Raw genomic sequence first — 24,544 nt, forward strand, 5'->3', positions numbered from 1 at the left:
CTTTGACGAAGACGCCAGCAGCTCTTAGAGCCCGTTTGAAAACTACTCATTTTCGAATAGACGTTTGAGAAGTAAGCTGCCCATAGCGACATATATCATTTCGCAGGAGACGTCGATGCGTCCCTCATAGTCACGTACTAAGCGCCGCCATTGCACCATCCACCCAAAGGAACGCTCGACAACCCAGCGACGCGGCGGCGGAACAAATGTGTGCTGATCCTCCAGCTTGCGCACGACTTCAACTACGAATCCAAGCATCATCGCTTCGTCGAGCAATCTGCGTCGGTCGTACGCTGCATCGGCAAACAGATGCTTGACCCACGGCCATCGCTTCTTCAGTGCCAACAGCAGCCATTCTGCTCCGGTCGAATCAGCCATGTCTGCCGGCGTTAGGTTCACCATCAACAGCCGTCCATCACTATCGACTGCAACATGTCGCTTACGGCCCCTGATCTTCTTGTTGGCGTCATAGCCCCTTGCCACGCCGCCCGGTGCTTTGATGGTTTGACTGTCGATGACCGCGGCACTGGGAGACTCTTGTCTATTTTGATTCTGACGGTCCAGCATCAAGGCAACATCATGAATGACCTTGAACAGCAACCGCCTCACAAAACGCCGGAACCACCAGTACACCGTTTGCCATGGCGGAAAGTGCACCGGCAGCATGCGCCATTCGCATCCAGAGCGCACCAGGTACCGAATGGCATTAAGCACTTCGCGCAAGTCTGTTATTCGGCGGCGACCGGTTCTGGCCGGTGAAGGCAGCAAGGGCTCAATGGCCTGCCATTCCTGATCGCTCAGATCGCTTGGGTAACGCTTGACCTTGCGTTCCTGACGGATCTGTTTGGCTCGCTGCCGCTCTGTCCACATGGTAATCCTCCATGCGATCCCAACACATCAAAGTACCAACTTACTCCTCCTTTGATGCGTTTTCAAACGGGCTCTTAGAGGTTCCCATATTTTGTTCGAGGAGGCTGCACAATCTTTGAAAGTGACTGCATAACAAGCTATGGTAATGTTTTTTATATGAAATTGCCCAAATTCTGTTTTATATTTGAAACCTTACTCTTTGGTTAGAAAGTTTTTCCATAGATGTCGCACCGTTCTCATAGGTATATCAATCAGGACAAGGATTGTTACTTATGAACAGCTTCACACATGAAGCTCAACGATATTATTCGAAGGTCCTCTTGAATCCCCCCTAGTATATTAGAACTCATTTCATAAATGGCGTCGAAGCAGAATCATGACAAGTGAGAAATGAACAAAGGCGGTGTAATGTTCGATGCAGCGGTCCCAACGTGTAATGACACGCTTAAACTTATTAAGCCAGGCAAAGGTGCGTTCGACCTTCCATCGGCTTCTGTAACGTCGCAGAGGACGACCATCCTGTGTGGCAGGCCGGAGGCGGCCCTTGCGATGCGGTGCAATCAATTCAATGCCGCGCTCTGCCAGCCTTTGATCGAGCGGATCACTGTCGTAGGCACGATCCCCAATAAGTCGTCGGGGTCGTCCCAGGGTGACGGCTTCATCGAGGGTAGCTTCGACAAGGGTGACTTCATGTGGGCTAGCAGAAGCCGTGTGCACGGCGAGTGGAAGACCATGAGCGTCTGTAATGACCCTGAGCTTCGTACCCTTGCCCCGCTTGGTCTTTCCCACTTTGGATCCCCCTTTTTCGCCACTACGAAAGTGCCGTCGATGAAGCATTCGGACAGATCAATTTTTCCTGCTTGTTCCAGGTGTCGCGCCAGTGCTTCGAGTATCTGCCTCATGACACCCGCCTTGACCCATCGGGTGAAACGTCTGAAGCATGTACAGCCAGATGGGAAGCGGTTAGGGAACCTCTGCTCTAGTCTGAAAATCGGGAGTCATGGGTCTATCATTGATCGCTATTGCGTACTGTCGATAGAATCTAGCGCCAGTTCCCCCTTCGACACCCCGGTATGCGCTGCTTTAGCGCGCCCCGGAGCGCAGCGGGCGGACTACACCCTTTGCAGCGCTGCGCACCGTCGCGCCAGGAACAGGTTCGCCAGCGCACAGGCGACATAGGTGCGCGTGGCGTTCTTCGCTATGCCGCGATAGCGCACCTTCGAAAATCCCCACAGCCGCTTGATGACCAGAAACGGATGCTCAACCTTCGCACGCGTCGTCGACTTGGTACGGTTGGCCGTGGTCTCACTCTCGGTCAGTGGCCGGTTGCGGTAAGCACGCGCTTGTGTGAAGTCCTTTGCGCGCGGCGCCTTCCTGCGTATCGTTTGTGCCTGATCCCTGTACGCGCTGTCGCCATACACACGCGTTTCGTTCCCATGCAACAGATCGGGCAGGACTTCGCTGTCGTGCACGTTGGCCGAACTTGCCGCCGCACTGTGGATCAAGCCCGTCTTGCTGTCGACCCCAATGTGCAGTTTCATCCCGAAATGCCATTGGTTTCCTTTCTTCGTCGAGCGCATTTCAGGATCGCGCTCCTTATCTGCATTCTTGGTCGACGACGGCGCAGCAATGATGGTGGCATCTACGATCGTTCCGCCCGACACTTTGATGCCTCGCTCTTGCAGCATGCGGCCGACTTCGGCGAACAGGCGCCGGCCCAGGTCATACTCTTCCAGCATGCGGCGAAAGCGCAGGATGGTCGTTTCATCGGGCACTGGCTCGCATCCCAAGTCGCTACCGGCAAAGCGACGCACACTCTCGGATTCGTACAATGCCTCTTCCAGACCCGGATCGGACAAGTTGTACCAATGCTGCAGAAAGTGTAAGCGCAGCATCTTCATCAGACCAACCGGTGGCCGACCATTGCCCGCCTTTGGGTAATACGGCATCAGCAAGTCGTGCAGCGCTTGCCACGGAATGACTTGTTCCATGTCGTTGAGAAACTTCTCGCGCTTGGTCGGTTTGCGGTACAGCTCGAAGCTGCCTTGTGCCAGCGTTTGTTGTTTCATCGTCAGATTTCCCTCTCCCGTTTCAAGCCTGTATGCTTAACGCATGACACAATAAAACGGACGACTTTTGCAGAGATTCCTTAACTCTTAGATATAGGTACCTTATCGGATGCAAAGCTCTTCTTACCCGAAACGATTTTCACTTTACTATTCAAGCCACCAACGAAAACGTGACACCCATTAGCCGGCTAAAATCAAGGGGGAATGGGATACCCTGGCAACTGAGGCCATGCCATTCCTTCGTTTTCCGACCCCTTCGCCCTGCATATCGCGCCCGTTTCTTCCCATGCTGGCTGCAAACGAATCGCGCCAGACACCCATATGGTTCAAGCAGTTGATAGGCCGCTACCTATCTTTGCCCTGGCAGAGTCTCTGCCCCAGAAGAACGTTGGTGCCGCTTTATGTCCAATGTGTCGTCGCATTACCTATCGTTGCCGATCTTCCGGCGCCAATCCTAAGATGGCTCATGTCGCAGGCGATTCGCAATGCGATTGGGTGGCAGCATGAGATGTCCATTCATTATTGATGGTTTTACCAGTCAAATTTGCTGGCTCATCCCTGCCGCCATAACCTATGCAAAGCAGCGTGCCCCGTCAAACGGCTTGCCTTCCTTAAGGATGTGGTAGCACGCCCGGGCCAGTTTGTGCGCCAGCGCCTTCGTCGCCACTACTCCGTTGGTTTTTGCCTTCTTACGCTCATAAAAGCATCTGGCCTGGTCGTCATAACGCGCGCAATGTTGGCAGCTTCCACGAACGCCCAAGCAAGATACTTGTTCCCGTTCTTCATGTTGCCTTCGCCTTTCTTCTTGCCGTTGCTGGTGTATTCACTGTTCACACAACGAGCATAGGAGGCGAAGTTGCCGACATCCTTGAAGCGCTCGATAGGTCCGGTTTCAAGCAGGATGACTGGCGCAAGAGTCCTGCCAATACCGGGCACACTATTGGGCAAGCGATATTCTGATTTTGATGCAACCTGCTCATGAATGCGCTTTTCGACCATTTCAATCTGTTCGCTGAGGGCTTTAACAATGGCCACATTGGCTTTCAGCGCGTACTTCACATCGTCATAGAGCGCCATGGCATCGATCTGTTCGGACTCCAGTTGCTTAACCTGGTTACTGCTGATGCGACTGCCGTATTCACGCGACGTGATGTTCTCTGCTGCCAGAATATGAGCTGTGCGGCTCCTCACTAACTGCATGCGCTTTCTTGCCAGGTCTCGTGTGGCACGCGCTTCCTTGGGTAGGATAGCTCCGGTAGGAAGAATACCCAGGCGCAGTAGGTGTGCCAGATATCGGGCATCGGCTTGATCGCCCCTATGCTTGAGTCCGTCGTATTTCTTGATGGCGGAGGGGTTGGCCAACTTCACGTCATAACCGGCCTGCATCAACCCATCGACCAGCCAATACCAGTTGTAGGTTGCTTCAACGACCACCCCGCCCAGCTCGCACCTGTTGGGACAAAGCAGCTTTAGAATGCCGGCCAAGTCATTTTGAACGCGCACTTCCAGCAAGACCTTATCGTGGTCATCAATGACCACGATAAGGCAGTTGTTCGAATGCAAGTCGATGCCACAGTACTTCATCGTGAGCCTCCGTCCGTAGGTAAAGCAAGTCGGACACTTACTTTACGCCAATGCCGTCTCGGCATTTGGTCAGCCGGCTAGATGATTTTCATTATTCTTCACTTGCATTGATCGAAAATCCATTCGAGGAATGCCAATTCATTTCGGCTTGAAGTGAACAAGGCTGATGCGAAATTTCTGACGACGGTCACCCATCAGATCCCGCAGCTCGCGAATACTCCATCCAGTTTCTTCATGCATTGAAATCAGAAGCGATGCGCCAATGGGAAGCCGACGGTGACGGATCTTGCTAATCATTGGTGCAGGGACGCCGAGTGTTCGCGCCAGCGCCGCATCGTTCTTTAGCTGCAATCTATCGATGACGATATCCAGCAACCGGCTGGGATTGTACGTTGTTGTCGCTTTTGTAGCTTGTTCAGATGTATCCATAAGAAGCCATATGCGATATAGAGCGGCTGGTTAAAACTATTCCTAATGGTTAGCGATGAGTGCATGAAGCGTTGAGCGCAGCTTCATAGCAGCGTCAAGCTTACCCATCTCTACCCTCCACTGCGCAAAGTCAATATAGGCCGAGGCGCCCAGCAATTTGGCGGCCTTCTCTACGCCGGCAAATGTCCCGTCATGCAACACGCTACCGAAAACCTTTACGCATACAGACGGGAGATTCCTCGCTTGCTCCTTCGACTTCGCGTAGCGAAGTAAATCGAACATCCTACTCTCGTCAAAGTTGGTACCGCAGACGATGCCTTGGATGTCTTTATCCAACATGGCTTGTGCATCGGCCAGGGTATGACAAAACGCCAGAGAAAATTCCGCCTCTAGCGCCTTGCATAATCTGGGTAGGCCTTTCGGACGAACCGCGACAAGCAAACTGGGCTTGGCTTTCATCTTGACTCCTGTCCCATAACTGAAATAACAAGGGCTGGAAAAGAATGCTCAAATGCAATATTACTATATTGCACTTACCGTTTCGCCGGTGCGGTAATATTTTTACAGACTGACGTGCCAGTGGATTACGCGCACACCATCGGCTATCCGCTCTGGCTGCATACCGTCTAGCGTCTACGGTTTTTCCAGAATATACGGAGGTGAACACATTTGCCGCCGCTCGTATCGCGTGGCCGAAATGCTGGGACAGTGACAAATATGGTGCGAGAATCAATGTGACAGTGGAACGTTCGCTCCTCCGTCAACGCCGATGCTAGTAGACACAGAGCGACCGTTGCTTGTCAGATTGCTTTGATCGCGTCGTATCGACTCCAGAGGTGCTAACGATGGGTACCAATGTCGGAGAATTGCAGCAGCGGATTGCCAGACTCGAAGCCTTGCTCGAGGAAAAGGTCACTACCTTGAGCTTGACACAGGACGCCTTGGCCCACGCCGAAGCCAAGGTAGATGAAGTCACACAGATCTATCAAACCACCTTTGACCTTGCAGCGGTCGGTATAGCACACGTCACACTTGACGGCAGATGGCTGCGCATCAATCCTTTTCTATGCGAGATGCTTGGCTATACCAAGCAAGAGCTGCACACCAAGACTTTTCAAGAACTCACTTATCCAGAAGACTTGGCCCCAGACCTCCATCTGGTCAACGAGATGTTGCTTGGCAAGCGAACCTCCTATTCGATTGAGAAGCGCTATATCAAGAAGAATGGAGAGCTGGTCTGGGGTCATCTGAGCGTATCGCTGGTGCGCGACGTATGGGGCATGCCTTGCTATTTCATTGCCATCGTCAAGAACATCGATGCCCGCATACGTGCGCAACACCAGGGAGAACAAAGCCGCGCGCGCCTGAAGGCTGTCCTTGACAGCCTGAGTGAAGGGGTGATCGTGTTCTCCAGTGAAGGCAAGCTGCTGGAAGCCAATCCGGCCTCTTTACGGCTGTTCGGGTATAGAACCCAGAGTGAGGTTGATTCATCGCCCGAGCTGCTGGCAGACACGTTTGAGGTCAGCACGTTGGATGGCGAGCCCGTTCCTGTCGAAGACTGGCCTGTCTACAGACTATTGCACGGCGAAGCCGAATCCAAGGCTGAACTGGTTATACATCGCCCCGATAACGGCAGGTCGTGGATTGCAAACATATCCGGCAAGTTGGTCTACACACCGCAGTCGCGTGAACCGCTTGCAGTATTGACCGTGCAGGATGTCACCAAGCGCCTGATGGCGGAGACAGCGCTACGGGTGAGTGAGCAACGCTTGCGCCTCGCGTTTGACCATATTCCGGACATGGTGGTGATCTACAATCCCGATCAGCGCATCCAGTATGTCAATCTGGCAGCAGTCCGCAACCTCGGCAAGCAGGATGGAGATTTGATTGGACAGCATGCGAAGAATACGCCACCCAACTCTATCCTATCGCTATTCCAGCCGTTACTACGTGAAGCACTTATTTCGGCGGCCCTGCAGGCGGAGGATATCGACTTCGCTTCAGAGGGCGGTCTGCGCAACCTGCGGGTCACGTGTGTTCCGATTAGCGAAAGCGGTCACCATGTGCGTGAGGTCATGGTCATCTGCCATGATTACAGCGAACGACGTCAAGCCGAAGAGAAGATCCGGCAGGCAGCCTTGCATGACCCGCTGACTGGATTGCCCAATCGTTCCCTGCTGTACGAGTATGCGCGTCATAGTTTTGCCTCGGCAAACAGGACGCAGCAGGAAGTGGCCGTATTATTCATCGACCTCGACCGCTTCAAGCCAATCAACGACATCCATGGGCATGAGGTCGGGGATGCCGTATTACGCAAGATCGCACATCGGCTAAGGAGTAACATGCGCGGCGAGGACATGGTGTTCAGGCTTGGGGGCGACGAGTTTCTCGCCCTGATACCCCACTATCAGGAAGCAAACGCGGGGGAGAAAGTAGCCCAGCATCTGATCAAGACCATCAGCCAGCCTTATCATATCGGCTCGGTGGAGGCGTCCTTATCGTGCTCAATCGGCATCAGCATCTATCCTCGCGATGGCGTTGATGTCGATACGTTGATTGGCCATGCGGATGCAGCAATGTATGCTGCCAAGCAGAAAGGGCGTAACGCCATCCAGCTGTATAACGCGGCCCTGGCTGAAAAATTCTATATGCAGTCCCTCATTGAAGAGGATATCAAAGGCGCACTGAAGCGTGATGAATTCTCACTGTACTATCAGCCTGTGATCGATATCCAGACGCGTCAGGTGGTCAGCGTGGAAGCGCTGCTTCGTTGGCCGGGCAATGGCATGGGACCAGATCGCTTTATCCGTGTGGCGGAAGCGACCGGATTGATCAGCCGTCTTGGCGAGTGGGTGCTTGGTCACGCATGCCAACAGCATGCAGCCTGGATAGACGATGGCCTTCCAGCCATTCCGATTGCAGTCAATGTATCGCCGCTGCAATTTCGGAAGGAGGATTTCGCAGACAATCTGCAAGGCATTATCGAAAGTCACTCCATCACAGGTAAGGGCGTCCAGATTGAGTTGACCGAGACCGCAGTCATGGAAGATATTGATCATGCCATTACGGTGTTGAATGCCGTGCGCGATTACGGAATCAAAGTGTCGCTCGACGACTTTGGCACGGGTTACTCCAGCCTGAGCTATCTGAGCCGCCTACCGCTTGATAAGATCAAGGTCGATAAATCCTTTGTGCATCGGCTTCAGTTTGACACGGCAAGCCGGGCGATCATTGAAGCCATCATTGCACTGGGCCGTACGCTGCAACTTGAGATAGTCGCAGAGGGTATCGAATCAGGCTCGACCCTGCAGTACCTGCACCGCCATGGCTGTCATCAAGCCCAGGGATACCATGTGTGTAAGCCCATGGTGGGCGACCAGTTCGCAGCATGGTACCGGCAGTACTCGGGTTCGCTGCACTAAGTTTTCCAATGCATCCATGAGGCAGCTTATGACGGTGATAGGAAATCTAAAACAAAAGTCACCAAAAGACGTGTCGGGTAGGCAGGGGGCTATTTGCACCGAAGAATAAATGGCATCTGAAAAAAGGCGTGCTAATCTGGACAATAGAAGAACCGTTAGCTACATGAGTGAACCTATGTCTCCAGCCCCTGCCCTCACAGGGGATTTCGCCCGTCTATCGCAAGATGTTCGGGCTTTCTTTTGAACCGATGCACTCTAGGTGCCGCATCAGGGTTGCTCCAATATCCCGACATGTTAAAGCCTACCTTCAAGACCGCTCTTTGACAGGAGAGGATAACGAGACGCACCAGTACGGTTACCTGTCTGCTTCGTCGGTGGCGCTCTCGTAGAGGAAAGTAATTTTAGCTACATTGCGATAGTAATTTTAGCTACACGTCGCTGCTGCCACCAATTCTCTTTGTAGATCAAGGACTTATTGAGCAAATCACGAACCGCGCATGCTGCGGTCAATGGAAAGTAATTTTAGCTGCACTTTTCGTGCAATCGTAGGCCTTTATTGGCGCGCACCTGAACCCAAACGAACACGCGTGAAGGCCGTTCTCGCTTCCTTTGACATCGGAACGATTTGCAATGGAGAAGGAATGAGCCAAGCATACTGCGCACGGCAACTTGCACATCGATAGGGGGTATTCAGTAATCGTGCATCTAGACGGTAAGGAGTGCGCCCACCGCATTCAGGACAAACGTCCGACACGTCGATTCTATGGAAAGGGCATTTTCCTACTCTGTTGAGCTGGTGCACAACGCTATGGTACCCATCCTTGAGGCATAGTTTGCAATACTTTAGCCAAGGGCTGCTGGATCGTTGGAGTGCCTCCGGTAGTACTGAGTCGCGGATTGTTTTACTGGGGAGGCCAAGTGCTTTGGCTAATCCACTGATATCCACTTTCTTTGCACATGCCTCTATGCCCTCGTAGGGGTCAGTAATCTTCTTTGCTGCCTGAGCCGCAATCAGATGTCCGGGCAACTGGTTCTGTCTCGCAAATTTCCATAGAAGGGATACGATGGATTCATATGGATATACCCAAGTTTGCTCAAACACATAGCCGAATGCTGGCTTCAATTTGGCCTCGTCGAACAACATAATGGGCAGTGTCATTCTAATCTCCCTCGCTATACCAGCTTGGCAAGTTCAGATAGGATACGAGCTGTCGCTACACGTGCCTGTACGTAACCTGAATTACGAACAGCATGTCGCCACATTTCCCTTGAAGGACGGAAATCCGGCCGGTCTTGCAATTCACTTTCCTTGAGGACGATTTCTACTGCCCTCGTAAAGGATTCCATCGGAATCTCCAGCTTGCTGCCCAGACTCGCCTTATTGTGGAGAGTTACAAATTCATCCCACAATATTTGTGCATCCTGTATCAGAGCGTACCCATCATCAACCGCCTCAGGCAGATAGAACCGTGTGAATGTCCAGTCAGTCTCTTGCGGAAACGCGGTCTCGCCATACCCACTCAAACATGATGCAACGTCATGAACGTTACGAATGCCGAAGAAGGCAAGTTCATCGACCATCAACCTGGCGACGATCTGTGTGCGACCTGCCCGCTGCATATTGACCTTGATCGAATACAGTTCCTGCTGCCCAACAAGAAACATAAACAGCTTGATTTGCATACGGTCGAGGTGATCCTGGACATCGCGGAGCCATTCGTACTCGTTTTCCGCAAGACGCTGGGCTTCGTCAACGAACATGATCGCGGTTCCACTGCCATTCTTCGTGCACGCCTCCCTTATCTTGCTGATCAGCCGAATTCGCTTGCTTGGGTTGGTTCCCCTATCCGGATCGGGGCAACCTACAGCATCTAAAAGATTGGTAAAGAAGGGCCCTTCCGCATGCCGGGGTTTATGTTCAGCCTGCACATGGTAAGTCGTAATTTTGGGATGAGTCTCAGCCATCAGGAGTCGCAAGTACTCGATTGAGCGAGTCTTCCCAATGCGTGATGGCCCATAAATCAAGGCGCCTGTCGTCCTGTATCGCAAGCAGCGATTGATCAGTTCCAGGAAGGCTTGTATCGCGGGTGTCGCGATTCGATAATTGCCTGTTACGATAGGATGCATGTCCGGATCGATTGGACGAACGTGTCTCATACCCCTTGACCTCCCTAATTAGCAATACGATTCAGATACCGCCAACGAATCCGGATGGAATAGTGAGCGGCTGCGGCTTTATCTTTTCGCTTTCTGTTCTCTTTTGTTTTTGTGCGTCTTTGTATTGCTGTTGACCGCCCTTCTCTGGCAACAAGGAGGTCGAACTTAGGCCAATACTTGATTCCGGCTCGACAATAGCGACAGGGGCACTCGCCAGAATTCTAGTGGTCCGTTCGAGATCACTTGCTGCTCGCCGGCTTGTTCTGGCCTTTGCCCGTTTTTCCTGCATGAAGTCATCCATGAACTCATAATCGATTCGAGCCTTGAGCTTGTTTCCAGCCCGTTTCCTCAGAATTTCTTGCCTCAGTTTCAGGTCATGAGCCATTTCTCCCCACATTCCTTGCGCCTTCAGGATTCCAAGTTCGGATCCGTCTGGTAGAAATGCCCGTACAGTACGGAGGTCTTCGCTGTTGTAATAGATCCGCAAATCTCTTCCGAAGAGATCAGTACTGGATGCGAGAACGCTGTTTGTATAGCGGACTTGGAACAGGTTGATATGCGCACGTGTACCTTCTGCCAGATAGCCTCGTACACGACATCGGCGAGCCTTCTGCATCAGGCATAGCATGCGTCGCTTTGGCTCAGGTAACCAGGAGATCAGCTGGCCCTTCCCTCTTACGAGGTACTCCATCGCCTCTATTGGGGTACGGCCATTGAGCCCGTCATGTGGCGTAGCGTTGTAGATGGCAATCGACGCCTCCATCAGTTCTTCCATCTCACTCAGTGCAATGAGTAGCCGCAGATTTCCTTTAGGGTCGGAGAGCGCCCGACGTACATCCTGCGGATTCGATCCGGTATAGCCCGGCAAGCGGGACGACAACGTACTTCCAATCGTTCCAAAGAAGCGCTCGATATAAGGCCGATCATTGGGATGATGGGGGGGCCCGGCATCCACGGCACAGCCGATGAACTCACAAAGAGCACGTACGGTGTCGTCAGCAAGGTTGGCTTTTGCATTATCAAGGCGCATACGCTCCCATATCGCATAACCAAGTTCAGGCAGGCGACTGGATGGAAAGCCTCCGGAGGCACCATATCCGACATTGGGCAATGCGAAGGAACGCGGCATGTGAGGAGCCAGCGCTTTTTCGATCGTTCGGATGACATCGTACCGGCTATATTCCCGTGAGAGAACCAGGTTATAGCCGAGAACTGCTCGAGTGCAAACGTCAATAATGACCAGTAACCAGATACGCTCAATTTCGACTTCTTCTTCAAATCCCAATGGGTCACGTATTACGATCTTCAATCGTACGTCGACACGGTGCCCATCGAATTCAACCACCTGATAGGGACGCACTGCTCCTCGTCGCACGGCGATTCCGGGATGAGGCAACCTTTTCACCCGTATGGCACCGGCCGCACGTGCTGCGGCACCGAACTTGCTCAGCAATTCCCCTTTGACATATGCCGACAAGGTGCGCATTCCCATCCGATCTGTATTGAGCGGATAGTCGTTTCCCGTGATGCCCAGCTTTCGACACTGCGTAATGAAACCTGCATGCAAATGGCCAAGATTTCGTAGCCGCGACTTCAGTTTCCCGTCGGTGCTAATTTGATCGAGTACGACCGCGCGCTGCTCAAGTTTCCCATGCAGCCACGTTGCCAAGGCTGGGTAGCGTTCAAGCAGAACCTTGAAGGCACCGGCATAACCGCCCGTGGTTCCCGTATGCACCGACGAGAACTCCGCGGTGCGAGTATATGGATCGATACGTCGACTCTTTTGCAGAGCGCGGTACCCATAAATTTGCCCATCGTCCGCTTCCGTCAAACATCGGTCCAGCAACCAATACAATTGCCGGCTATGCACTCCGGTTCGCTTTCCAATCTCACGTAACGGTGTTCCGGCGATATAGAGATCTATCGCCGTAGAGCGCGCAATGAACGCTCTTCGTTTCTCCGCCGGTATGGCATTGTGATCGACTGCGGGCCAGATGCTTGTGTCTATTTGGAGGAAACAGTTGCGCCTTCGATTCATGACTCGTCCTCCACCGGTGCGAACTGGGTTAGAAACGACAGCGGCTCTGTGCGGAGTTGCGGCGCTCGCAATTGGCCGCGATGAAGCAACATGAGTATCGCTCCACGTACGATAGTGGGCTCCGAAGTGACCAGTTCTCTCTCAATGTGCGAGAGCTGCATGGGTTCAGCGACCAACCTCTGTATCGTCTTCAACAGCGTATCTGGTACGAGTCCCCGACAGGAAGTAATAACTGGCAGGATGCGTTCCCAATTCTCTATCCATACCTGTGCAGAAGCGAGCCCGTTCTGCGAAATCGTCTTGACCGTGTAATCGGTATTCCCAAGCATAGTGCGCTGTAATGAACACTCCTCGCCAATAATCAACAGCGTTTCCTGGTCATCTTGCTTGATCCAGAAATCAACGAGCAGTTTTTCGTTGCCTATCTCAAGGAAAGCTGGGCGTTCGCAATAAGTCTGTATCGAGGGGTCAGCTTCCAGGCAGACCCACTGACCATAGGCCGCCTCGCCAAAGCATTGGACTCGCCGATCGAGTTTGAGCCCATAGATCTCAATGCGCCGGGAGCCACGCGGGCGAACCATTGAAACTGGGGCATGGAAGCTTGTTGTCAGTCTCGTCATTCCGACAACGTACGCCTTGTTCGGGAAAACCAAAGCTACGAATAGCTAAAATTACTTCCCTCTGCTGCCAACCGTCAAAATTACTTTCCAATTTACGATAGTAAATTTGACTACAATTTCCGGATCTCAGAGGGAAGCGGTGAAAAAAGCGTAGTCAAAATTACTTTCCTCGACGAATTTGGGCCTTACATGACAATGGCCTTCGCGGATTTTCACTTCTTACGGGCCTATTGCGATAGGTGACGTGGAATAGCGGAGAGTTCCCCTAGAGCCTCACCATACTGCTCGGGAGAGAAAGAGTTACCATAAAAGCTCACCTTACTGCCCAACGCCTCCGTCAAAATGGCACCCTAGGTCACTCTTTAGGGTATGGCATCCGCATGGTGGAGGAAAACCCCCTCCCCATGATCCAATAGGTACTTCGGTGTTCGAACGCTAGGCCCGACACATCGTCATTATCATTCATCGCAAAAAAGCTTGCACCTGAGGCATCTTTGCGACCGTGGCATTTATAAGTCCTGCAAAATCAATGACTTATAGCAATATTCTGAGACGCCTTTTAGGTCCGGTGCAGGAGTTAAAACAAAGTTCGTCGGCAACGACAGCATCCTAGATTAAGTAAAGGATTCCCACCGAGGCCCTTTTGACGATATCACGGCATTCAGATTGGGGCGCAACCCTGTCTTTTCCGTTCGCACAAATGATCCTCGATAGCGGCTACACCGTTAGCGACATTCATCCTTCGGCGCCCTGCCCGCGATCGACAGGCCTGAGGCCTGTCAATTCATTTCATCAGCGTTCACTTCCGGTGCTGGAGGCAGATGATGCGTAATCTTCATGTCGTCTCGTTGACCTACGAAATGAAGAATAGTCCCTTCCAGATCTATGATGCACCACCAGCTGTGAGGATCTCGAATCCTGACTTCATCGGCGTACTTGACCAAGGACGCTATTTTTCCTCACTGCAAAAGCATTATGCGACCCAAGCGAAGGCTCACCAGCGAGTCGACCGATTTTTGAATGCTTGAGTTATGGATGCCTTGTTGAACGGTGGCCATGCGATCGCATTCGAATTCGGGAATGCCGAAATCATTGACCGCAGAACCTATTCAGCGGGTAGTAAGGTTATGCAAACTTCCACTGGGCTTGCCTCGATGACCTGCTCCGCATCTAGAACGCTCACGGTGCGTAGGACTGCTTACCCTACTCCGCCAGTACCTTTTGCCCATACTCCATTGGTCGATCGACCTTGCGCACGCTTCAAACAGCATCACTCTGGTTAAGAAGCTTTGTATCCAACTGCGTACTTCTGCCTTACTGAATTGACGCATGCCGCGGCCAGCAGCATCAAACGTGGCGCAAGGTCGCCGGCGGCAGTAAGGTTCAGGGTGGACGTGGCTATTCTCGAGCGGATTGGTGAATCGAGTTCTGAGCGTGGCAGTCCGCTAGAGGCGCGCAAAGCAGGCATACGGCCGCCGACTGCAGAGGAGTATGTTTGGCATGGGCGATCATTCGTCAAGTTGCGATGGTTGAAGACGGTCATGCGCCTCCAATACTGACCTTGGCTAACCTACCGCCACTTTAGCTAATATGTAAAGTTTGACGCATCAGTGGTGGTGCCAGAATTTACCGCCTGGACGTCCGTCTCGCGCTGAACGAGAAACGGTAATTACAATGGAAAGCCTCAGTTGCATTACCGAGCATGGCGCCACCCTTCTCCCTTGGATGCGACTCGCCATATATTTACAATTACAACCGATCGCATCGATGTGACGATGCATTGGTTTGGCAGCTAACCACGAACATATGGTTCATAGCCACATGAAGCCAAAACAATGAATGAACAGGCAAAGACGGAAGATAAGCCGGGCGGGAACACGCCCTGTCCTTGTGGCTTCGGCAATCCATATAAACACTGCTGCATATCGAAGTAGAAACGTCCCCATCTTGCCCATTTAGATGAGGTTTGCGTGGGATGTGGGTATCCCATAGAAATCAGATAGAGGCAACGATCCATGCCTTTGCAGCGAACTTAATGTTGCCTCTAAGGAATTTCTGTAAGGACCATGGTTCGTGTCTGTTCGCTTCTAAATTACGCCTCGCCGACTTCTTAAGCTTTCCAGAAATGCTTCGGAAACGCATCCTCACCATCGAGGAACGGCTGAATTCCTAGAGAGAATATTTGACCGAAGAAATGACAATGGGCCTCATTGATGAGGCTGCGGCGCTGCATCAGGCACGTGGATGTAGAGCTACAATTTTCAAAGATGCGGCTCAGGCTCACTTCTAGGGTAAATTCACGCTTTCCGTCCCGTCACTATTCGTGCAGATTAAAGGGCCCAATCGGGAATATGGCAGCTTGCCTTTGAAGGACAACCTCTCTCCAACCCTGCCGAAAAACATTTGGAACGCTAGGCTCATGCCATCCGTAAGTGACAGCATGAGATACTTCAATGCGTTTCTGAACAGCCTGTTCAAAGGTAGGCAGCCACAAGATTCATTCAATCGCAACCCTATTCTGCATGGAGCGAATGTGAACTATGCCATCAGGCAAGGGTCGCTGACACTACTTCTCGTGCTATTAGAGATTGGGGATATTCTGTGGCACGAGAAAAAACCAAATAAGGTCCGTGCAAAGGTTTCTCGCGGTGCCTGAAGGGTCCTTCCGTCCCAATCCAAGCACACTATTTCGCTCCACGAATTTCATTCGGCCCTTACTTCACCTGCGTTCATGCGCGCGATCTTGAGCCGGTTCAAGACTGGGATCGAGTTTATTTCCATCGGTAAATATTCGTTTGTACGCTTTGGAGGGTGCACTTTATGGTCTTGAGCCGCCTCAAGACGCAGCGTCTTGCCCTGTGCAGCGGCACCACTCCTTTACATTTATCCTTTCCTATCTTCGCCAAACGGCTTCCGGTCAGTCGGCTGGGCCGTCATATTCGCCGACGCAATCTTGAGCCGGCTCAAGATCCATTTATACGCTTGTTCGACCCATTTTCAGCGCCTATCAACTCTCAATGTCATGTTGGGCTACCTTGAGCCGGCTCAAGATTCATCGCCCTATCGCGCGCCCATTTTCTGCGTATTCCGATTCTTAAGGTCAGGTTTGGTGCTCTTGCTTCGGCTCAAGGCGTAGTGGTCGCAATCAACCCGGTACAGACCTTACACTTAACAATTTACTCCTCAGATGTGGAGGTTATGATCTTGAGCCGGCTCAAGATTGCATGAAGCCGAATTCCATTTGAGTTCGAGCGGTCGAATAATTTTTCATGGTGCGCAGAAGGTCGTCGGAATAGCTTAGACCTTTGCAAACGGAAAGTCGCTATCCAATATACCGAATTCATAATTTGACACTCCGACATCGTAGCGAATATGTACAAGGTCATGCTCGCCTGCTTAAAAGTTTACTAACTATCCCTAGCCGGATCAGAACTGGCAATAATTCGTAGGTCGTGACGACCCGTTTACGGTATCGCCAATTGCTCTAAGATCATTACCGGTTACGCTAGCCCTCCTGCAACCAGTGCCATTCAGATCTTGAGCCGGCTCAAGCCGATCGAATCTTCACATCAGGAAGGCTAATTTGGCGACATCTTCGCGGCAAATATCCATTGCGATTACCGACCAGTAGCTAAACAGGCAGAGGAAGACCGGGGTGGATAGGGAAGGCTAGGTAGCATGACTCTGCTATATAAATCATTAGCAATCATAAATTTGCGGTTACGAGAGTGTCGTGCCTTGCATGCTACGACACCGAAACTATTATCTACTCTAGGAGCTAAAAAGCTTTTATTTTCTCGTGTTATGTTTTATTATTGAGCAACTATTTCTTATTAACAGGATCGTTATGATAATCGTTGTCGGAGCAGAAAAGGGTGGGGTAGGGAAAACCGCGCTGGCGACAAACTTGGCGGCGTTGGCGGTAGCAGACAACCTAGAAGTCCTTTTGTTGGACACGGACACAAACGGTTCGTCGAGCGCTTGGGTGCGAATTCGAAACGAGGGAAAAGTTGAGCCGAATATTCCGCTTCTGACAGTGTCCGAGAATCCACAGAACGAGCTTAAGCAGCTTGCCTCCAAGTACGACCTGATTATTGTCGACGTCGGTGCCAATAGTTACAGCACGATGCTCAACTCGGCAAAGGTTGCTGACATGGTCCTGGTTCCTACCGGCCCCGATCAAATGGAAGTTGAGTCTACATTCAATACTTTCGAAGAACTTCGGCAAATGGATGCCAAGCACAAAAATGGAAGGGTGCCAGCATTCGTCGTCCTGAACCAATTACCAACCAACGCGAAGTCGAAAGAGGAGAGCGCTCTTCGGGAATACCTTGCGGAATCGGAGTTGCCAGTGTTCGACGCGGCGCTACGCTATCGCTCAGTCTGGAGAAATTCCCGTCGCGCCGGGTTAGCCGTCCACGAGCTGAAAGGTCGAGAGGCCGATCCGAAAGCAGCCGCAGAAATGCGTGCAATCTTCGCTGAAACTGAACAACGCGCTTAATACGAGGTTTTGAATGAGAAAGTTTGCCAGACGCCCGGACGCGGCTGAGATTGCAAGAATCGCAGAAGTCACCAAGCAACCGGAGGCTATACGGCCGTCAGGAAGTCCCCTTGAGCCGGCTCAAGACATCACGGCTTCTCGCACGACGTACAGTATTGGCCAGGTCGCACAGGTCCCGGTTCACGAACTGAAAATTAATCCACTCAACGCACGACGTGTTGTCTCACCTGCGGGATTGGATGAGCTTGCGCAGGGAATGAAAGAGAGAGGGCAGGAGGTTGCTGCCCTCGGCTATCTAGATGATCAGGGCACCGTGTGTTTAATCGATGGCCATCGGCGACTTGAGGCATGCCGTATCGCCGAAATACCCACTCTCAGGGTCGAGATCCGTCCTAAACCGGAAAACGAACAGGCTCTTTATCTCTCCTCACGTGCGGCGAACATAGACCGAGAGGCGCAAACACCGATTGATGATGCATTAGCCTGGAAGATGCTACTCGATCGGCAAATCTTCCCAAGCCAAGCAGAACTGTCGCGTCGTTTGAACGTTGACCCGACTGTTGTGAACCGTATTCTCGGACTGGCGAATCTGCCCAAACCGTTGATGGCAATGCTTACGGAGCGGCCGGCGTTGATGAACCTACGAATGCTCGATGCAATTAAACGGTTCTTTGACGTGGCCGGTGAAGCAGATACTGAAACACTCATCGTTGAGGTCGCAAGTAAAGATCTGAGTTCACGCGATGTTGATGCAAGGCGCGTCGCTTTCCAAAAAGGTCCGTCTACACGTGTCAGAGGAAACACCCAGACGTTGAACTTTGACCGCGGCACTTCGACCGTCAAGCGATTTGCAGGGCAGGGGAGGCTTATCCTTGAGATAAAGGACGTAACCGACGAAAAGCATATCGACCAGTTGCAAGATGAATTGAACAAATTGGTCTCTAGGTTTCTGTCCGAGCAAGATTAGGTAGGATAGGGCGTCGCAGGCTTGCCGTACTTCTAGCGTTCGTCCCTTCTTTGCAAGGTCAAGTAAGCCGCGCCCTCCACTCCGAGAGATTATCTTTTAACTAGGCTAATTCACTACAGGCTAGGCGACTTCACCGCTATCCAAGAATTGAATAATTTGTGCGTCCGTAATGGGTCCCCAAGTCAAATGTGCAAACCACTGCGAGAAGTTAGCCTTCACCAAAGCTGACTCTATCCCCTGTTTCTTGATATGTGGCTTCAGAGACTTGTCGGCGTCCTTGGCATAGCGATCGAAGACATCCTTCTGCTCTCCACCAGGTAGCTCGGCAAACAAAGACATTGCAGCCTCATTACGCGCGGCCTCGTACCGTTCGCGCACGGAAGGGGTCCCAGGCTTGACCGTTTCCTTTTTCACGCTCTTTGTCTTCGAAGGTTTGGCTACAGGGGCATTTTTCGCATAGCCGGCTTTGATAGCAGTCTTGAAATATGCCGCGGGGGAGTCAATTGCCAGCAGCTTTGTGTTACTGATCCGTTCTTCAGTCAGCGTCACATGGTCGATAACGGTCTTCTCATCGTACTGAAGATAGATGTCGCGCGCTTCTTCCTTGGAAAGCCCAAACCGCATGATTCGTTCAATGATGCCAAAATTGATCGGCGGCGCCGCAGCAAGATCCAACGGCGCTTGCTCAGCGAAATCGACCCGAAATTGCAAATCAACGATCTTGCGGCCTTCCATGTGCTCAATCAGTTCGATCTTGATATCGGTAACTGCATTGATTTCCGCGATCGCCTTCTTGAGGATATCCCGCTTGAAGTATTTGTATTGAGGGATAGTTTCGCTGATCGGTGTTCCGGTGATGGACTGGTACCACAGCGCCCATGGTGCACGATGAGTGAGATGGGAAGGATTAGTCGCAAACCTTCTTGTGATCTCATACAATCCAAGGCTGCCATTTCCCCGTAGTGCGGTTTGGAATTTGAGACTGAACTTGGTGTATGTGGCAGGGTTGAGAACTACATTACGCACTTCCGGTGGAAACGCGAAACCGATCCAAACTTCGCCGCCTTGGCTTCTGAGTCCCTTCGTGTTGTGAATCTTTGCGCCAGCAAGGAGGCGTTCGCTAGTCCACGTATTATCGGTTTCCTTAACGACCTTGATGTCTTGCAGCTCCTGTGTGGTCTCTTTGAGCAGATCATAGTTATTGCTATCGAAATCTGCGCTTTTTACCAGCTCCCGCAAACGAATCCAAAAATAGTCGCGATCTCCCTCCATTCCTGGCGGAGCTACGCTGCCCAGCTGCCCCTGCTGCTGAGCGGACGTTATGAAAACGTTATAGATCTTTCTGGACAAAAGGGTGAATTTGCCTTCTTGCACCCTGAGTCCGATTGAGTCATTGGCTTTCCGGAACTCCTGTATCTCGGAGGCTCCCTTTCCGCTAACTCTCTTCTGTTTTTTGTTCGGGACTGAAGCAGAGGAGGGCGTTGATACATCGGCCTTAGAATCGACGATGTTAGCCGCAGTGGCGCGCTTCGCTGACTTCCCCTCCGTCGACTTCTTTTCAGCCATAATTGGTTCTCGCATTCGAGGCTAAGGTGATTTTGGCAACGTTTTATTTTCACCATGCAATTTCTGATGGTGAGAATAACTTGAATCGTCTTCACCGTAAAGCAATATTGTTGTTGGCGGTAAACACGAAAAATTGAACGTTCCCCTAAACACTCACCTTAATGGGTAACCATTCCCCTATCCACTCACCAGTGTTCCTCCAATTGCTCACCATAAACACATAACGTTCCCCTAGATACTCACCAGTGTTCCCTCAAATGCTCACAGGAGTTCCCTCATCCACTCACCTCACCCGGAGCAAACCCTTGTAAACAGAGGCTTCCGGGGTTCGTTAACAGGTTTAAGGTTTACAAAGTGTTTACATCTAAAACACTCAAGGAACTGTGAAAGAGTGAGATATCACTTTCCACCGTCAATGAGTAGGATCGAAGTCAAAAAGCCGAGGCTTCCAGAGTAAGACTCGAAATCCTACAGCTCTACCTGGTATATGGTGGGCCATAAAGGGCACATGTAGTATCCAGTGATACATGCGATGACATTCGATGCGCAGTGCGCAAAGTAGATTACGCTCCTTAGGTGCATCTGCAGAAGGGCATACAGGCCTCATCCGAAGACCAAAACGCATTCCAACTTGCTCAGAAGCGCCGTAGAAGTTAGCGCGCTAACCGTCCTAGGGGGCAAATAGCAAAGACAGGGCGGCAAAACGCTGTAGGCCTCAACATGGATAACCACCCGCCACAGATGAATGTCGTTCGCATGTTCCCCCAAACACTCACCATAGCTTTCAAAAGCAGGTTTTCATACGCGCACATCGAAATTGACGAGAGCGTTCCCCTAAAGTCTCACCATAAACACATACCTAGCTCATTTTCCGTACGAAAACCTTGGTGATAAGGAGAGAATGCAGCATCACAGACAGTTCGTAACGTCCAAACTGGAGCGTTCCCCTAGAGTCTCACCATAGAAGGCGGCCGGAAGATTTCGAGTTCCCTCAAACACTCACCATAGACGCCGGGCAGAATCGGAAAACCAAAACGGGCCTTATACGAAAGGGCAATCCAACGGCCAGCCAATTGCTAGCATCTGGTCAAGTGAGGTTTTCGACAAGGCGTCGATCTGAATGAAATTTGTTATGGATGACAACGTGACGAGTGAAAAGCATCACACGTTCCCCTAAAGTCTCACCATAGGCGTCAGAGTGCGCATATTTTGGTCTAGCTAGAGGGAGGATGCGTTGAGCGTTCCCCTAAAGTCTCACCATAGAAGCCCTAAGGAGCTCGCGAGTTCCCCTAAATACTCACCATAACCAAACGAGTAAGGTGATTTTTGCTCAGCGAACACGGACAGCACTGGGAACGTTCCCCTAAAGTCTCACCATAGGCGCTTTTCTGGAGGTAGCGTTCCCCTAAATACTCACCATAGGAGGGGATACAGACGTGGATCGTCCGTCTACATAGCTAATTCAGGGGGCAGCAACCAAGAGCGTTCCCCTAAAGTCTCACCATAGGCGCTTTTCTGGAGGTAGCGTTCCCCTAAATACTCACCATAGGAGGGGATACAGACGTGGATCGTCCGTCTACATAGCTAATTCAGGGGGCAGCAACCAAGAGCGTTCCCCTAAAGTCTCACCATAGGCGCTTTTCTGGAGGTAGCGTTCCCCTAAATACTCACCATAGGAGGGGATACAGACGTGGATCGTCCGTCTACATAGCTAATTCAGGGGGCAGCAACCAAGAGCGTTCCCCTAAAGTCTCACCATAGGCGCTTTTCTGGAGGTAGCGTTCCCCTAAATACTCACCATAGGAGGGGATACAGACGTGGATCGTCCGTCTACGTAGCTAATTCAGGGGGGTAGCAACCAAGAGCGTTCCCCTAAAGTCTCACCATAGCTGGTGTTCCAGGCGTAACGTTCCCCTAAAGTCTCACCATGACGGGTTTAGAGCTATTAGAGTTCCCCTAAACTCTCACCATAGGTGGCTGAATAGGCCTGACCGTTCCCCTAAAACCTCACCATAGGGTGATCAGCAGCCCCTAGCGTTCCCTCAAATACTCACCATAGGCACCCAACTCAGGTCTAGGCGTTCCCCTAAACACTCACCATAGGCCCTAGGAAGGGGCAAATTTGGGCGTTTCAGGCGAGAATCTGCTTGAGCGTTCCCCTAAAGTCTCACCATAGATGACGAAGCTGAAGCGTTCCCCTAAAAGCTCACCATAGCAAGCTGGAACGTTCCCCTAAACACTCACCATTGATGGATCCAGGTCCGACTGAGGCTAATATCAATTACGTTCGCTGATTGAGTTTCCCTTTTTTGTACAAGTGCACGTCCGGTTGAGTTACATGCCACGACCACCTGTCCTCCGGTTCATCGCCTTGGCACATCCAACAACCTGCTTTCAATCGCGGCCTATCGACTGGAGCCAAACATGCAAAGATCGGTAAGGGTGCTCATGTTGTGCGAGTCTCGCTTTGCCGATACCATAAGACATCACATCGATACAGTAAATATATAGGTACGCTTGAGGTAGCGAATATTACAGAAAGATGTTCCTCATATCAACCATGTCAAGTGTTTCGCAAGCGCTTGGCTATTTGATAACTCATTCAGGACCAAACAATGACACTCGCATTAGTGCTTTCCAAAGCGACCGGCGCGCTATATCCGGCGCCAGCAGAGGACAACAAGCCAACGTTGACAGGCTTCGTTGAATTTGAACTCGATGGACAGAAGAAGCTGCGCCTGGAAGTGGCAGCGTGGGTCAAGGACAACGGGAAGAAGTTCTACAGTTTATCTGCCGGCGGTATATCGGCATCGCTCTTCCCGGAGACAAACAAGAAATCCGACGAACATCCGGACTACACCGGTACCTTTGGCAATAACCGGGAGCTTCGTCTCGCGGCCTGGAAGAAAATGAGCAAAGGCCCCAACTCTCAGCCGTACCTGTCTATATCGATTGAACCAAAGACAGCGTCATCGACAACGTCGGCTCAGCAGACCGATACAAGCCAATCCCAAAGGCAGACGGCAGGAATGCCCGCACCTAACTTCGACTTCGTATAAATCGACTCGCCCCCTTATCCATGACGGATAAGGGGGTTTTGCATTTGTGGTTATCCGTGTTGAGCGGCATGGGCGCCGCCTTCCACTGTCCCAGCAAGTTCGGCCTGTTTGCGCACGATCGCAAGAATGACGTCCGAGGAAAGGAAAGGATCATTGGCGAGCATCTGTCGGATCAGCAAAGTGGTCAGTGCATAGCCATCGCCGGGAAGGATTGGTACATTCAAAGACGGCTTGTCCTTGCTCCGCACTGATAGGTAATGTTTTCCAGCTTGCTTCTCAAGCGTGAACCATTTTTCGTTGTTCTCGCCGTGCCCCTTGCCTTCAAATTTGGGGAGCCAAAGTAGTAGGGTAGCCAGGACGAGCGGCAGCTCGCGTTTTGACAGCTGAATGGCGACCTTCTTGCCCCAGTCGAAGGACCCGCCAGCTTTGGCCGCGGCTTCAATACGAACGGTATGGACGCCACCGCGAGTTGTATCTGCTGAAAAGCAGACCGCCGCTGACCCACCGTAGATATGGTGGCTAGCCGAGGAGGATGCTAACCTGATGGAGCGTCATAACAGGGAATTTGTTACCGCCGTTTTCAAGGCGACGACGAACCTGGCTGAGTTGTACGACCAAATTTTGCAAACGGTCAAGGAAAGCCCCCAGTTGCCGGCAGCCGACTTCCTGGACGCTCTTGGGTTAGGCGTTTACGACACAGGAGGCGGATCCTTGGCCTATGCCATTTTCAATCCGGATGGAGAGCATATCTATGTGACGGACAATAGTGGACAGGCGCTTCCAGATGCAATTGGCGATAGTTGGGTAGGTTTGTACGGGCCAGACGATTCCCAAGCTGTAAAAGGGTACTTTCCCTAAAATCCCACAACCATTTACCCCCTGCTTCGAAGCAGGGGGTTTTCCTTTCTCCCCGTGGCAACCACGCCACCCGATTCCATTTCTCCCTGCATGGAATACCAAGATGTTCCACAATGCTACGCTTTTGGACAAAAAGGAATTCTGTCGTGGTCGCTGAAGTTGAGTACTGCCGGCCGGTGCCGGATGATGACGCTATGTTCCGTCAAGTGCCTGCTGGTGCCTGTCTTGAGGTCGATGGCGTGCTCTATATCCGGCAGAGCGACTGGCAAGCTTTTTTACTGAGCGTCCGTCAGAAAGCCTCATTGCGAGAGTCGGGGGAGGCAGAACAAGCCTGATCGTTTGGGAAGGGAAGGTCCGCGCGGCAGTTCGCGGCCTATGTGGTAATAGTTGTCATTGTTGCATCA

At 51.7% G+C, this 24,544-nt stretch carries 16 protein-coding genes, 1 pseudogene and 1 CRISPR repeat array; of the genes and pseudogenes, 6 read left to right on the top strand and 11 right to left on the bottom strand.

The annotated features are described in order from the left end of the window. Positions 1-42: 42 nt before the first annotated feature. The 6 genes and pseudogenes from RY831_RS14525 to RY831_RS14550 form a co-directional block, all read right to left on the bottom strand. Positions 43-870, bottom strand: coding sequence for an IS5 family transposase (locus RY831_RS14525; protein WP_326507082.1), 828 nt, complete (start codon positions 868-870; stop codon positions 43-45). Positions 871-1,221: 351 nt separating this feature from the next. Beyond that, entirely contained in the window at positions 1,222-1,707 is a 486-nt protein-coding gene (locus tag RY831_RS14530; RefSeq protein ID WP_326507083.1) for an IS5 family transposase, read from the bottom strand. 275 nt (positions 1,708-1,982) lie between these two features. Beyond that, a complete protein-coding gene (locus RY831_RS14535; protein ID WP_326507084.1) occupies positions 1,983-2,939 on the bottom strand; it encodes an IS5 family transposase in 957 nt (318 codons plus the stop codon). A gap of 571 nt (positions 2,940-3,510) precedes the next feature. Further along, positions 3,511-4,523 (bottom strand): annotated as a pseudogene (locus tag RY831_RS14540) (IS110 family RNA-guided transposase). Between the two features lie 138 nt (positions 4,524-4,661). After that, a complete protein-coding gene (locus RY831_RS14545; RefSeq protein ID WP_326507086.1) occupies positions 4,662-4,952 on the bottom strand; it encodes a hypothetical protein in 291 nt (96 codons plus the stop codon). Between the two features lie 42 nt (positions 4,953-4,994). After that, a complete protein-coding gene (locus tag RY831_RS14550; RefSeq protein ID WP_326507087.1) occupies positions 4,995-5,411 on the bottom strand; it encodes a hypothetical protein in 417 nt (138 codons plus the stop codon). Positions 5,412-5,797: 386 nt separating this feature from the next. Between RY831_RS14550 and RY831_RS14555 the strand changes: the two genes are divergently transcribed. Then, positions 5,798-8,374 carry a sensor domain-containing protein gene (locus RY831_RS14555; protein ID WP_326507088.1) on the top strand — a complete coding sequence of 859 codons (2,577 nt, stop codon included), beginning with the start codon at positions 5,798-5,800 and terminating at the stop codon, positions 8,372-8,374. Between the two features lie 1,173 nt (positions 8,375-9,547). Here RY831_RS14555 and RY831_RS14560 read toward each other — a convergent pair. From RY831_RS14560 to RY831_RS14570, 3 genes are all read right to left on the bottom strand, one after another. Then, complete coding sequence (locus RY831_RS14560) at positions 9,548-10,501, bottom strand: AAA family ATPase (protein WP_326507089.1); 954 nt, start codon at positions 10,499-10,501, stop codon at positions 9,548-9,550. 61 nt (positions 10,502-10,562) lie between these two features. Continuing rightward, positions 10,563-12,362, bottom strand: coding sequence for a TnsB C-terminal domain-containing protein (locus RY831_RS14565; RefSeq protein WP_326507090.1), 1,800 nt, complete (start codon positions 12,360-12,362; stop codon positions 10,563-10,565). Between the two features lie 203 nt (positions 12,363-12,565). Then, positions 12,566-13,189, bottom strand: a complete 624-nt coding sequence (locus tag RY831_RS14570) for a hypothetical protein (protein WP_326507091.1) — start codon at positions 13,187-13,189, stop codon at positions 12,566-12,568. A 3,847-nt stretch (positions 13,190-17,036) separates the two neighbouring features. Here RY831_RS14570 and RY831_RS14575 point away from each other — a divergent pair. Both RY831_RS14575 and RY831_RS14580 read left to right on the top strand, forming a co-directional pair. Further along, complete coding sequence (locus RY831_RS14575; protein ID WP_326507092.1) at positions 17,037-17,690, top strand: nucleotide-binding protein; 654 nt, start codon at positions 17,037-17,039, stop codon at positions 17,688-17,690. A 13-nt stretch (positions 17,691-17,703) separates the two neighbouring features. After that, a complete protein-coding gene (locus RY831_RS14580) occupies positions 17,704-18,657 on the top strand; it encodes a ParB/RepB/Spo0J family partition protein (RefSeq protein ID WP_326507093.1) in 954 nt (317 codons plus the stop codon). Positions 18,658-18,777: 120 nt separating this feature from the next. Here the strand turns inward: RY831_RS14580 and RY831_RS14585 are convergent, their stop codons facing one another. After that, a complete protein-coding gene (locus RY831_RS14585; RefSeq protein WP_326507094.1) occupies positions 18,778-20,223 on the bottom strand; it encodes a RepB family plasmid replication initiator protein in 1,446 nt (481 codons plus the stop codon). A 1,166-nt stretch (positions 20,224-21,389) separates the two neighbouring features. After that, a CRISPR array of direct repeats spans positions 21,390-21,646; the repeat unit is 24 nt; unit sequence CGTTCCCCTAAAGTCTCACCATAG. A 1,192-nt stretch (positions 21,647-22,838) separates the two neighbouring features. Here RY831_RS14585 and RY831_RS14590 point away from each other — a divergent pair. Beyond that, positions 22,839-23,282: a hypothetical protein gene (locus RY831_RS14590; RefSeq protein WP_326507095.1), complete on the top strand. Its 444-nt coding sequence runs from the start codon at positions 22,839-22,841 to the stop codon at positions 23,280-23,282. 50 nt (positions 23,283-23,332) lie between these two features. Here RY831_RS14590 and RY831_RS14595 read toward each other — a convergent pair whose 3' ends face one another. Beyond that, positions 23,333-23,506, bottom strand: a complete 174-nt coding sequence (locus RY831_RS14595; RefSeq protein ID WP_326507096.1) for a hypothetical protein — start codon at positions 23,504-23,506, stop codon at positions 23,333-23,335. A 319-nt stretch (positions 23,507-23,825) separates the two neighbouring features. Here RY831_RS14595 and RY831_RS14600 point away from each other — a divergent pair, with 319 nt between their 5' ends. Beyond that, the gene (locus RY831_RS14600) at positions 23,826-24,140 is read left to right on the top strand and encodes a hypothetical protein (RefSeq protein WP_326507097.1); all 315 of its coding nucleotides are present in this window, start codon (positions 23,826-23,828) and stop codon (positions 24,138-24,140) included. A 146-nt stretch (positions 24,141-24,286) separates the two neighbouring features. After that, positions 24,287-24,475: a hypothetical protein gene (locus RY831_RS14605; protein WP_326507098.1), complete on the top strand. Its 189-nt coding sequence runs from the start codon at positions 24,287-24,289 to the stop codon at positions 24,473-24,475. The last annotated feature ends 69 nt before the right edge of the window (positions 24,476-24,544 follow it).

Source organism: Noviherbaspirillum album (assembly GCF_035916955.1).
Taxonomy (GTDB): Bacteria; Pseudomonadota; Gammaproteobacteria; order Burkholderiales; family Burkholderiaceae_D; genus Noviherbaspirillum; species Noviherbaspirillum album.